The sequence below is a fragment of the Roseomonas sp. CAU 1739 genome (assembly GCF_039839775.1).
Lineage (GTDB): Bacteria > Pseudomonadota > Alphaproteobacteria > Acetobacterales > Acetobacteraceae > Neoroseomonas.
Window position 1 is genome coordinate 1 of record NZ_JBDOQQ010000041.1, and the last position, 11,277, is coordinate 11,277.

Here is an 11,277-nt window from a genome sequence, read left to right on the forward strand (position 1 = left end):
GTGCGCAACGCGCTCTACATGGCCACGCTCGTCGGCGTCAGGCGCAACCCTGTTCTCCAGGCCGTCTACGACGGCCTTGTGCTGAAGGGGCGTCCCAAGAAACTCGCCCTGATCGCCTGCGCCTGCCGGCTCCTCACCATCCTCAACGCCATCCTGCACACCAGGACACCCTGGCGGAGCCCCCTATGACACGCTTGTCAAACAAGACGGTCGCTCCGGTCGAGCCAATGCGAGTTGGATTTCGTGATGCAGCCGGTCGGCAATTGCGTCTGGTAGTCCGGCGGGTGCGGAGATACCGAACCAGACGCTGACGACCATCTCCGGGTAGCCCGCTTCGCGGAAGGTCGGCACCTCGGGCCAACCTGCCAGACGCTGCGGCGCCGCGATGGCGAGCACGCGCATCCGATCATTGCGCCCAACATCGCCGAGCGAAGGCATCGCCCCCTCGATCCGACCGCCGATTACATCGGTCACTGCCTGCGCTGACGAGCCGCGATAGGGGACGTGCGTGAGGTCGATGCCAGCGAGGCGACCGAACAACGCGGTGGTGACATGCGCTGAGGAGCCGTTGCCGTTGGTACCGACCCGCAGGCCGCCTGGCGTCACTCGGGCGAGGGCAACGAACTGCGCCAGATCCTGCAGCGGTCCCTGGGCGGACACGGCGAGGGCGAGCGGCACCTCCGCCACCATCGCGACATGCATGAAGTCGCGCATCGGATTGTAGGGGACGTTCGGATAAACCGCAGGCGCGACTGCGTGTGGCTGGATGTTCGAGAGGACAAGTGTGTGGCCATCCGGCGAGGCCTTTGCTACGGCATCGGCCGCGATCGTGCCGCCGGCGCCAGGGCGATTCTCCACGACGACCGGCTGGCCCAGCGCCGCAGTGAGCGGCTGGGCAACGATGCGGGCAATAACGTCGCCGCTGCTGCCTGCGCCGACGAAGACGACCAAGTGGATCGGTCGTGTCGGCCAGGGTGGAGCGGTCGCGACGGCGCCCTGCGCTTCCGCGCAGGGCGGGAACGCCAAGCCGCCAGCAAGACAGCCGCTGAGGGCGATGGCGCCCCGGCGGGTCGTGACAACTGCGCTGGCCATCGGTGCCTCGCGTGATGGTCGGTTGCGGTCGTATCGGGCGCGCTACTTCACGTCGCTTCCCGATTCCCAGCGAATGCGCTGCGCTAGCTCGGCGGCAGCGCAATCGGCATGATGCTGGCGATTTGCCAGGCGCTGCCGTCGCGGCGGAGAACCTGGTTCATCAGGAACGGCGCCGGCTGCGCAGGCTGGCCGGCCGCGCCGATGGTGAACAACACGGGGACGAAGAGTTGCGCCGTCCCTTCACCCAGCGACATGGCACGGAACTGCGCCATCTCTGGCTCCAGCCGCCATGTGCCGCGATAGAGGGCGCGGAACCGCTCCGTCGCCGCCTCGCGGCCCCAGATCGCCGCACCGCGCGTGATCCAAAGGAAGTCCTGCGAGTTCCACAGCATTGCCTCGACGGCTGTCGCGTCATGCGCGTTTTGTGACGCCACGAACCGTTCGAACAGTGGTCGCGCCTCTGCCGGGGCGGCGGCATGGGCGATCCCACGCGGTAAGCCAACCGCCATTGCAGCGAGGCCGACCACTCCAGTCCTGCGCATGATGTTCATGAGAGCCTTCTCCATCCATTGCGGTGGCTGAGGCACGGCATATTTTCCGGGTCGCTCCGGCTGCTAATCGTGCAATTCAGACGGAACGTCTTGGCCCAATCGGGGGGGGCCGCCATAACGAATGCCCGGACTAAGCATCTAAGGTGCGACGTCGGCGCCATCGCCGCGCGCACGCTCGATTGCCCGGCCGGCGACCCGTTCACCGATCATTTGCCCAGCGGTGATGTCGCTCCGATAGTGGATGCCGGCCCAGATTCGTGCTTCGCCTGCTTCACGACCGAGCACAACGAGCGCAGCCGTATCGCGCGGGAAGAAGTGACCGAGCACCGTCGTTGCCGCCAGCGAGAAGCAGGAATGCGCGGACGGATAGCTTGGGTGATTGGGCGTCGCGAAAAGCGTCCGGAACGTCAGATCGAGTTGGCCCGGGCGAATCGTCCAATAGGTGTACTTCGCATCCCAGCACGCGACACCCGCGTCGTAGATTGCGGCCTGGTAAAGCGCATAGGCACGCGCGACGCGTGGTGCGTTGGCGGCCTGTCCATACTCCAACAGGAGCCGCCCCATATGGGCGCCCCAATATTGGAAGTTCCGTTGGCCACCAACGGCGTACTCCCAAAAGAATGCGTCAGAAATGGTCTTTGGCGTCCGCTGGAATGCCAGCACCGCGGCCAATTCAGCGGCACGCTCTGGAGAATCATGTGCCGTCGGGGGCGGAGGGCGGAACTCGCTTGCCGACGTGAGCATCCAGGGCACCCAATTTGCGGCTTGTGGGACGGCTGGGCTTGTCCCGGTCCAGCTTCCCGGTGTCGCCGGCACGCTGCCTGTCCAGGGTTCGTTGGACCGATCGCGCGCACCGCGCTCCAGCGCCATCGCAGCGACCTGGCGACCCAAAGTGTTGCCGGCCGCGACATCGCTCGGGAAGGCGACGCCAGAGATCAGGCGCGTCTGCGCTTCCTCCGCCGCTAATCGCGCGAACTCTGCCGCGCGCTGCGGGAACACCTCTCCGAGGACTGCGGCCGCAATGGCGCCCGCCACGGCATGCTCATCCGGGTAGGAAGGACTGGGCGGCGTTGCGATCGCAGTCTGGAACTCGGCATTCGCCGCGGCCGGCCGCGGACGATTGTGGGCGTACTTGCTGTCCCACGTCGCGATCATCCCATCGGCGAGCGCCGTGTGCAGCAGCGCGAGATGACGTGTGGCGTCATTCGACCGTGCGTTGGCCCGCAGCAACTCCTCCGTCGCGATCTGATTCCAGCGATAGGAGGGTGCGGCGGCATCCCACCAGGCGATGCGCTCGCGCGCCACGGCATCACGCTGCCCGACCATGCCTCGGAGTTGCGCCAGTTCAGCCTGAGTTGCCGTGGCGTCGGGCGGCGGCGGTAGGCGGAATTGGCTGCCGGAGCTGAGCACCCAGGTGCGCCAGGTGCCCGCACCTGGTGACACCGGCGCGGTTGGCTCGGCGGCATGTGCGGGCAGGGAGACGACCATGGCTGCGAGTCCCAGCGCGGCGACGGCGCGGATCGGACGCATCCGGTAATTCCTTCCTGGATTGTTTGATCAGCAGATGATGCGCCCCGATGCTGCTTGGTTCTGTCCGGATTGCGTCACCCTGTCCGCGATGCGTCATCTTTCTCCGCGAATCTTCCGGTTGTGGTATGATGCCGCAGGATCAGGAGGCGGCTATGGCGAGGCGAGCCAAGGATCTGCGCCTGAGCGAAGCGCGGGGCTGCGTCGGTCGGGCGCTGGAGTTGGCGCACGCAGCGCTAACTCGGGAGCCTGGCGAAGCGATTAGTCTGCCGGCGCTGGCGGCGGCGGCCGGCGTGTCACCGAGGACGCTGCAGCGGCATTTTGCGCGCAACGTGAAGCTTTCGCCGCGCATGGCCGTCGAGCGTCTACGACTGGCTGGGGCGCGGCAGACGTTGTGCGCAAACCAAGCACCATCGGTGCTGGCGGCCGGCAGCCGACACGGCTTTGAGCATCCTGGGCGCTTCGCGATCGCCTATACCCGCGCCTTCGGGGAGCGGCCCTCAGTGACGCTACGTGCAGCGCGAACCCGGCCGGAATCGACACAGCCCGCGCCCGGCACGCCGGTAGTGCTGCATCCACTGGCAATCGCCTTTCCGCAAGACGCGGCGTGCGCCCGGCGGGCAACGGATGACCTGGCAATAGCACTGGGCGGCGCACACGAAGTGGTGTTGCTCAGCGCGGAGGCCGCTGCTACGCAGTGTTGGGACAGCGCGCTACGATTGTCTGGCCGGATCGAAGGGGGCTGCGCGATCCTCTCGCTGGTGCAGAACACAAGCGGCGTCGTGCTCCTTGTGCTGCGTGAACCGCTGGCCGGGCGCGGAGGCCGTGGCTGGGCCGCGCGCGCGACCGAAATGGTCTGTACGACGATCGCGACCGAGAACCTAGCGCTGGAGCGGCGCACGCCATGGCGTAGCGCGATGTCGAAACTGCAGATCACGCGCGCGCGGCCGGCGGCGCTGTAGCAGGAGCCCAGCCTCATCAGCATCATGGCGCTCGGAGTTGCTCGGCGAGGCGCTACACCTAGACGCAACGCCTGCCTGCCCGCGCCCCGCTCACTGTGGCGTCGATCAGCGCTGTCGCCCGGCGCCTGACGCTCACCTGCAAGAATGGCGGACCTGCCTGTTTGCTGCTGCCAGCGGAGAACGCTGCCGTAGACCAGCGGAAAACGCTGCCGCAGAAGTGCTCGTAGATCGCCTCCCTAGGAGGCTGGGCACGTCGATACGTGCATTCAAAAGGCCTTTGGGTACGCTGCACTATGGCGGAGTTCCCCCGCTCCGGGGCGGGCAGTTGCCTCGAACGTCGGCTGGTCGCGTGCCCCCTGCTAGTGGCCGGTAGCGCTCGCGCGCACCGCGTAAAGGCAGGGCTCGTTCTGCCATGGTAGTCGCCCTGCCGCGGCACGAAACGGGACTTCGCCCGGACGATCTTCCTGCGCACCGTGAAGTCCGCCGCCTGGAGACTTTTGATCATGATGCGGGCATCCCTCTCATCGCGCCGCGGCTGATGGAGCGGTCGGATGTGCTGCGGCAACCCGCGTTCATCGGCAAGGACGGGATGGCCGGCACGAAACCTATTCCACTGCCGCGGATATACGCCCACCAACATCAGCCAGAAGCAGACGTTCGAGCTCACGGCAGCTCACTTCGAGGGCCTTGAAGAGCCGCGCCTGCACGCCGTTGGCCTCCAGTTCATCTCTTCCAACGTCGATGCCTGGACCGCAAATCCCTACCGGCACGCCGTCCGGGTGAATGCTGAACTCGGGCTTCCGCGCCGACCCTGGTCGGAAGCCAACCCGCTGCGTGATAGCGGGCGGATCGAGTGGGCGACCGGCGGATCCTTCCGCTTCGATGGCATCCGCATGGTCGATGTGGAGAACGGCGAGTTGATGGCCCACGCCCGGTTCAACAACATCTCTCCGATCGGCAATTGGAGCGTGCAGGTTCTGCCGAACGCCCTGCTACCCCACCTCGATAATCAAGACGTGGGCCAGGTTCAGAACTGGGTCGGCGATCTGCGCCTCATCCTTAGCCTGTCGGTGAAAGCCCCCGCTGGAACCTGACCGGTAACCAGTCGCCCTCACAGGAGAACATTGTCATGTTGAAGCTAGGAAAAGCGGCGCTCGTCGCTGCCGCGGTAGTCGTCTCTCCGGTGCTTGCCAAGGCAGGGACTATTCGCGGCATCGGCTGGAACATTGTAGAGGTCGACGGAAGGCCGATGGCGGCCGATGTCGGCGCTTGGCTGCGGCTACAGGGCAGCACGGTTTCGGGGCGAGGCGCTTGCAATACGTTCCGCGGCACCGTCATTGGCGACCCTGATACGCAAGCCCTCAGACTCTCGGTGGACGTGACGACACGAATGGCCTGTTGGGATCAAGAGAGTGAAGCGGCCATCTTCGTTGCCTTGGCCGCGGTGCGGAGTTGGCGTCCAGATCAGAGTGGGGCGGTTTTGTTGCTAGACGACGGCGGAACGCCGATCATGCGTCTGGCACCACGGCCGCCCGCGGAGAGATAATGAGTTCAATTTCGGGACCCGAACCCTCAAGCGCGGGGACCGCCGGAGACGCCGCACGGTGGGGCAGATCGAGGGTGGTGGTGGGGCTAGCGGCGAACCCGCTGGTGCCCACCAGGTCGGCCGCATGGTCGGAGGCGCGTGCGAGCGTGACGGAGCCGCACCCGCCATCCGGTTCACGGCACGCCCCGCTTCGTCACCTGCGCTGACAGCGTGGCAGCCCCGAGATCGAAGGTCGCCGGCGAGATGTTCCTGGCCATGACTTGCATGGTGTTGTTGGACCAGGCCGCAGCATCGAGCTCGATAAAGCGCGTCGAAGAGGCGAGCGCGGCCTGGGCGAGATCCCCCTGCCACGCGCCATTGATGGTGACATCCAGCAAGTTGGTCACCCCAGGTGGTCGGGACGCATCCGCTGCTCAAGATCGACGTAGCTGAACAGCGAACCCCGCACCTCGTCCTTGCCGCGCGTCTCGATCTCGCCCCTTCCCCATAGGGCGAGCGAATCACGATCCGGCGCCAGTCGCGAGAGGGAATTTCAGCAGCCTGCTAGGCGTTGGTCGCCCGCTGGTACGCCGCAGCAAATGCCTCGAAGCTCGGGAACTCGGTAAGCTTCTGGCCCCAGACTGCTTCCGCTTCCGTCACGCAAGCTTTGCGGATCCGGTCACCGTCGCGCGACATCAGCAGCGCCGGCAGCAGCGCGCGCATCGCACGCCGACGCACGTCGGGCGGCATGACCATCGGAAGCAGGTTGACGAGATAGACCTCGTCAAGCTCGGGCGCGTCATCAGCCACGGACTGCGCGAATTCCAGCGCACCCATCAGCAGGCTCTGATGCACACGGACGAAATCGTCACCCATGGGCGGGCCTTTCACGGCATTGGCGAAGGCGAGTGCAAGCGAGATGTCGCGCAGGTGGTAGGTCGGCGGATCGCCATGCAGGAAATACCCGACACCCGCGAAGCCCTGGAGGAGGCGCCGCAGGAAGTGACGCGTGCGCGGATCGGCCGCAGGGTTGTTGACGCCGAGCTTTTCGAAGGAGATCAGGACGCCGGAACGCAGCTCGCGCGCCTTGCTTGGTCGCTCCGACAGGCCTGAGAGCAGGGTTGCCATACGATCCGCGGTTGAGTCGTCGAAGCTCTGGACATCAAGCACCAGGCTCTGCTGGCTGAACATCGCTCTCCTCCTCTACCTCTCCGGTGCCGGCCAGATGCAAGGCGATGCGGGCGAAGATCTCGCGCGCTTCGATGCCCGAGAGCGCCTCCTCGTCACGGTGGCGCGGTGTCCAGATCGCATCGTTCAGGAGCACCTCGGCATGGCCGAGGAAATCCGCCTGCAGTGACGGACGAAGTCCCCAGGCCGCGTCGCGGATGTCGCGGTGCCAGTTCGCCGAGCCGCCGTATATCCATGGCTCGCCGAGCAGCGGATGGCCGAGGCGCCCCGCTTCGGCCAGGGTGAGCGCCGAGCCGAGATGGTCGACGGGCTCGAGGTCTCGCACAGCCTCGATCAGGGCTTCGCGCGCAACGTGCAGATCGGCCGAGCCAATGGCGCCGGCACCGACCCGGCGAAGTGCGACCAGCAGCGGAGCGACCTGCTGCGGGGCCATGTATTCCAGCGCGACGGCGCCCAGAAACAGGGTCTCGGTCAGGGCGCGGGCGCCAAGCGCCGTTGCGACCTCGTGGTAGAAAGGAGAATAGAGGGCCGGCGCGCGCGCGAGTTCCAACAGGTATTTGCCGTGCAGCAGCCCGGGATGCTCGCTGCGCGCCTGGAAGAGACGCGCGCAGCCCTCGATGATGTTGAGCGGCATCAGCCCGGTCGGGCCGCGCTGTCGCAACAATCCATTGATCGCGTCGAGCCCCCCGGGCCGCGGCTGGGGGGCTGCCAGGAACGCCGCAAGACTCGCTGAATCGGGGAGTCGCGGCGTGGATTTCTTTACCGTGGCGAAGTGGTCTTGGCAGATGCCTGTCATGAAGCCGCAGGCGAAGAACTGCGCGTAGTGGTAGATCTCGTGCGACAATCGGCCGTAGAAGGTGCGGCTGCCAGGCGGCGCTTGGCCCGTGCTCCAGGCCCCTGTGAATGCCTGCCATCGTGCCGTTTCGGCGTTCACGTAGACGAGGCCGCTCGCCCGGTCGAACAGCGCCGGCCAGCAAGCACGGCGGCTGACCACGGCATCAGGCATAGGAAACCCACCGCGCGTCGGGCAGCTTCTCGGCAAGCTTCACGGCGCCGGCCCTGGCGGGCGCTGCCGATAACCAGTCCAATGCCGTCTGGGTCTTGCCCTCCTCCCAACCGAGCGCGCCGGCGATTTCCGCCAGTTCTCGCGGTCCGCGAACGCGCCGCAACTCCGTCAGTGTCTGCGCCGTCTCAGGCGTCAGCCGCACACCCTTGCGCCAGAGCGCAAGAAGCTGGCGCGCCACCGTCACAGCGAGCGAAACGACCGCACCTGGCTTGGTCTCAAGATAGGCGAGCACGCTGTCCTTGATGAGATCGAGCAGGTTGATCTCATCATCCCGGATCGCCCAGTGGCCGAGTTTAACCTCGAAGGCGTCGGCATCCCCGGCTCGCGCGTCATGAGCCATGTCGCGCACGAGGGCCGCGGCGACCTCGCTCGCCATTGCGCCGCGCTGTCCGGCCTCGGCGGACCCCAGGGCAACGTCCAGGGCGGCCTGGCATTCCTCGGATGAGAAGAAGGTCTTGGTCATGCCGTTCTCCAAATCCCGCTCTTGGTACGATACGGCATCGGTTTCAGTGACTTCAATCGCATTGGCCAATGCCGGCGGCGCTGACAGTTAGACGTCTCTGAGAGCGCCGCTAGTAAGTGGTGCCAAAAAAAGTCGCGCCAGCGTGATGCAGGTCTTCGCTTGGCTTCGCGCTGCTTCGGAGCGAATGGTCATGCACGCGGAAGATGCCGCGCTGCCCCTCTGAGGCTCAATCGGCGGGGCTCGGGCTGGTAGCACCCGGATCATCGGGTGCGGAACCGGAGCCCGACGATGACGAAGCTGTCCGACACCCAGCGCGTGATCCTCAGCCAGGCCAGCCAGCACGGTGACCGCCTGGCGATCCCGCCCGAACGCCTGCCTGCAGGCGCGCGACAGACCGTGGCGAAGTCCCTGATCAGGCAGGGGCTGGTCAGCGATGAGCATGCCAATGCCCACAACGCGCGAGAGGCCTGGCAGATCGATGGCCGGACCCGGCTGCTGCGGATCAGGGTGCGCAGGAAGTCCAGCCAGAAGGGTTCCGCCTCCGAACTGCCGACCGCCATGCCGAGCACCTCGCGCCGGCCATCGGCGTTGACGCCCACCGCGATGGTGACGGCGACAGGGACGATGCGCCCGGCCTCGCGGACCTTCACATAGGTGGCGTCGAGCCAGAGATAGGGCCAGTCACCCTCGATGGGGCGGGCGAGGAAGTCGCGCACGCGCTCATCGATCTCGGCGCACAGGCGGCTTACCTGGCTGCGGCTGATCCCCTCCATCCCCATGGCGCGCACCAGGTCGTCCACCGAGCGCGTCGAGATGCCCTGGACATAGGCCTCCTGGATCACCGCCGTCAGCGCCTTCTCCGCCGTCCGGCGGGGCTCCAGGAAGGCTGGGAAGTAGGAGCCGCGCCGGAGCTTCGGGATCCGCAGTTCCACGGTGCCCGCCCGGGTCTGCCAGTCGCGATCCCGATAGCCATTGCGCTGCACCAGGCGGTCCGGGCTGCGCTCGCCATGGGCGGCGCCAGTCACCTCGCCAACTTCCAACTCCATCAGGCGCTGCGCGGCGAAGCGGCGCGGCCTGGCTGGCGTGAAGCTGGTGGTCTCCGATGCCCACGAAGGCCTGAAGGTGGCGGTGACCAGGGTGCTGCGCGCAACCTGGCAATGCTGCCGCGTGCACTTCGCCCGCAATGCCCTGGCGCACGCGGGCAAGGCCCAGCGGCGGATCGTCTCGGCCTGGATCGGCACCGCCTACGCCCAGGAAGATGCCGCCGCCGCGCACGCCCAGTGGCGGACCCTCGCCGACCAGCTCCGCCCCAAGGTGCCCAAGCTCGCCACGCTGATGGACGCCGCCGAGGAGGACGTGCTGGCCTACATGCACTTCCCCGCCGCGCATCGGCCCAAGCTGCACTCGACCAATCCCATCGAGCGGCTGAACGGCGAGATCAAGCGCCGCACCGATGTCGTCGGCATCTTTCCCAACGAGGCCGCCGTCGTCCGCCTCGTCGGCGCCATTCTCCTCGAGCAGTCCGACGAATGGGCCACCCAACGGGCGCGCTACATGACCCTGGAAACCATCGGCGCCGTCCGCGACACTCCCCACGTCAGCCTGTCCGCTGTGACCGCCTGACACGGCGGCCCAACCCGCCAGGGAGCCTCGCTCCTACACCACGCGTTGGGACACGACCAGCCGCCGGCGGCATGGGCTGTTTGCCCCAGCGGAACTCGCCACCATCGACCCACATGCGGTGTAGGATCGCGGCCAACTTGTTGGCGACCGCGACGCGTGCGCGTGCCATGCCCCGGCGCTTGGCGACGCTCAGCGGTCACGGGCAAGGCGATGGGCAGGCCGTGCGCGTTGCCGCCGACATGGCCGCGGCAAGCGGGATTGATGGAGGTGTACTTCTCCGGCACCGCGAGCCCACGCGGCGATCAAGCCAGACCAAGCAGCCGCTTTTCTCGTGCTATCCGAGCGTCCCAACTTGCAAATGGAGATCGCTTCGTCCTTCATGCTCCAAATCGGGTTTTTCCTACATCACTTTTGAATAATAGAATGGAGAAATCGCAATGGCCATGAATATCGCTCTTACCACACTTCACACATGGTCTGCACAAACAGAATCTTTCCCCAAAAATGATGAAATCTACCAACATACTTACCCAGGATTTGAAATCCCGAATTATGATCCAGAAACTTTTCCAAAACATTTTCATTTGTGTGGAAAACGTAAGATCATTCCCGACTTCCTCCATCTCGGCCCGATGCCCTGCCTAGGCATGGCGCCCGAGGCGAAATCGATCATTGAAGCTCTGGAGCCCGGCGTTCACGAGTTCTTCCCCGTCACCATCAGTCGCAAAAGCGGCAACCAGCCAATTCTGCGCACCGACGGACGCGTCCTTGACACGCCGTTCTACTATTGCAACGTCGGCTGCATGCTAGACGCGGTTTGGCTCGAGCGGTCGCGCGTCTCGGTACACCCGGGATTGATCGGAGGCCCGCCGCTCGTGCAGCTCGATTTGACTGGTGGCCGCGGCTATCGCGAACCCTTCAGCGAGGTCGTCCTACACCGGGAGATTGTCGCCGGCCATCACCTTTGGCGCGGCCATTTTCAGTTTCACAGAAGAATTTTCATCTCCGACCAGGTCGCGGAAGAGTTCCGCGTCAGGAACTTCCGCGGCCTAGACTATTACCCCGTCCGTGAGGAGTAAGCGGGCGCGCCGTGTAGCATCGGCGTGGCACCGCGCCCTTGGTGTGACTGGTTCGTTGGGCTCGTGTAGGATGCACTCTCAGAGCCCATCCGGGAAGTTTGGATTCACATTGAGGGCGTTGCGGCGAGGCGCCGCAGCATGATGCGGATCATGGCCATGCGGACAAAGGCGGCAGCGATGCGGCAATGCCGCTCGAAATCG

At 65.9% G+C, this 11,277-nt stretch carries 11 protein-coding genes and 4 pseudogenes; 6 read left to right on the forward strand and 9 right to left on the reverse strand.

The window, feature by feature from the left end:
• A pseudogene (locus tag AAFN86_RS29220) lies at nucleotides 1–189 on the forward strand (IS110 family transposase); the annotation flags it as partial.
• On the opposite strand, the gene AAFN86_RS29225 reads toward AAFN86_RS29220, so the two are convergent.
• The 3 genes from AAFN86_RS29225 to AAFN86_RS29235 form a co-directional block, all read right to left on the reverse strand.
• Nucleotides 184–951 carry a tripartite tricarboxylate transporter substrate binding protein gene (locus tag AAFN86_RS29225; protein ID WP_347547236.1) on the reverse strand — a complete coding sequence of 256 codons (768 nt, stop codon included), beginning with the start codon at nucleotides 949–951 and terminating at the stop codon, nucleotides 184–186. The pseudogene AAFN86_RS29220 and the gene AAFN86_RS29225 sit on opposite strands and share 6 nt — an antisense overlap.
• Before the next feature lie 224 nt (nucleotides 952–1,175).
• Entirely contained in the window at nucleotides 1,176–1,643 is a 468-nt protein-coding gene (locus AAFN86_RS29230) for a nuclear transport factor 2 family protein (protein ID WP_347547239.1), read from the reverse strand.
• Between the two features lie 138 nt (nucleotides 1,644–1,781).
• A complete protein-coding gene (locus AAFN86_RS29235; protein ID WP_347547240.1) occupies nucleotides 1,782–3,173 on the reverse strand; it encodes a phosphatase PAP2 family protein in 1,392 nt (463 codons plus the stop codon).
• Nucleotides 3,174–3,325: 152 nt separating this feature from the next.
• Between AAFN86_RS29235 and AAFN86_RS29240 the strand changes: the two genes are divergently transcribed.
• The 3 genes from AAFN86_RS29240 to AAFN86_RS29250 all read left to right on the forward strand — a co-directional run bounded on the left by AAFN86_RS29240 (nucleotide 3,326) and on the right by AAFN86_RS29250 (nucleotide 5,678).
• Entirely contained in the window at nucleotides 3,326–4,132 is an 807-nt protein-coding gene (locus tag AAFN86_RS29240; protein WP_347547242.1) for a helix-turn-helix domain-containing protein, read from the forward strand.
• A gap of 551 nt (nucleotides 4,133–4,683) precedes the next feature.
• Nucleotides 4,684–5,226: a hypothetical protein gene (locus AAFN86_RS29245; RefSeq protein WP_347547244.1), complete on the forward strand. Its 543-nt coding sequence runs from the start codon at nucleotides 4,684–4,686 to the stop codon at nucleotides 5,224–5,226.
• Between the two features lie 35 nt (nucleotides 5,227–5,261).
• On the forward strand, nucleotides 5,262–5,678 hold the full coding sequence (locus AAFN86_RS29250) for an META domain-containing protein (RefSeq protein WP_347547246.1): 417 nt from the start codon (nucleotides 5,262–5,264) through the stop codon (nucleotides 5,676–5,678).
• 173 nt (nucleotides 5,679–5,851) lie between these two features.
• Here AAFN86_RS29250 and AAFN86_RS29255 read toward each other — a convergent pair whose 3' ends face one another.
• The 5 genes and pseudogenes from AAFN86_RS29255 to AAFN86_RS29275 all read right to left on the reverse strand — a co-directional run.
• On the reverse strand, nucleotides 5,852–6,055 hold the full coding sequence (locus tag AAFN86_RS29255) for a hypothetical protein (RefSeq protein WP_347547247.1): 204 nt from the start codon (nucleotides 6,053–6,055) through the stop codon (nucleotides 5,852–5,854).
• 166 nt (nucleotides 6,056–6,221) lie between these two features.
• Complete coding sequence (locus tag AAFN86_RS29260; RefSeq protein ID WP_347547249.1) at nucleotides 6,222–6,848, reverse strand: hypothetical protein; 627 nt, start codon at nucleotides 6,846–6,848, stop codon at nucleotides 6,222–6,224.
• The gene (locus AAFN86_RS29265; protein WP_347547250.1) at nucleotides 6,820–7,851 is read right to left on the reverse strand and encodes a hypothetical protein; all 1,032 of its coding nucleotides are present in this window, start codon (nucleotides 7,849–7,851) and stop codon (nucleotides 6,820–6,822) included. The genes AAFN86_RS29260 and AAFN86_RS29265 overlap by 29 nt, the downstream gene beginning before the upstream one ends.
• Nucleotides 7,844–8,374, reverse strand: a complete 531-nt coding sequence (locus AAFN86_RS29270; protein WP_347547252.1) for a hypothetical protein — start codon at nucleotides 8,372–8,374, stop codon at nucleotides 7,844–7,846. The genes AAFN86_RS29265 and AAFN86_RS29270 overlap by 8 nt, the downstream gene beginning before the upstream one ends.
• A gap of 497 nt (nucleotides 8,375–8,871) precedes the next feature.
• Nucleotides 8,872–9,438: pseudogene (locus tag AAFN86_RS29275) on the reverse strand (transposase); the annotation flags it as partial.
• 1 nt (nucleotide 9,439) lies between these two features.
• Between AAFN86_RS29275 and AAFN86_RS29280 the strand changes: the two are divergent.
• Nucleotides 9,440–9,997 (forward strand): annotated as a pseudogene (locus AAFN86_RS29280) (transposase); the annotation flags it as partial.
• Nucleotides 9,998–10,070: 73 nt separating this feature from the next.
• On the opposite strand, the pseudogene AAFN86_RS29285 reads toward AAFN86_RS29280, so the two are convergent.
• Nucleotides 10,071–10,190, reverse strand: a pseudogene (locus tag AAFN86_RS29285) (IS110 family transposase); the annotation flags it as partial.
• 244 nt (nucleotides 10,191–10,434) lie between these two features.
• Between AAFN86_RS29285 and AAFN86_RS29290 the strand changes: the two are divergent.
• On the forward strand, nucleotides 10,435–11,076 hold the full coding sequence (locus AAFN86_RS29290; RefSeq protein WP_347547253.1) for an imm11 family protein: 642 nt from the start codon (nucleotides 10,435–10,437) through the stop codon (nucleotides 11,074–11,076).
• Nucleotides 11,077–11,277: the final 201 nt, after the last annotated feature.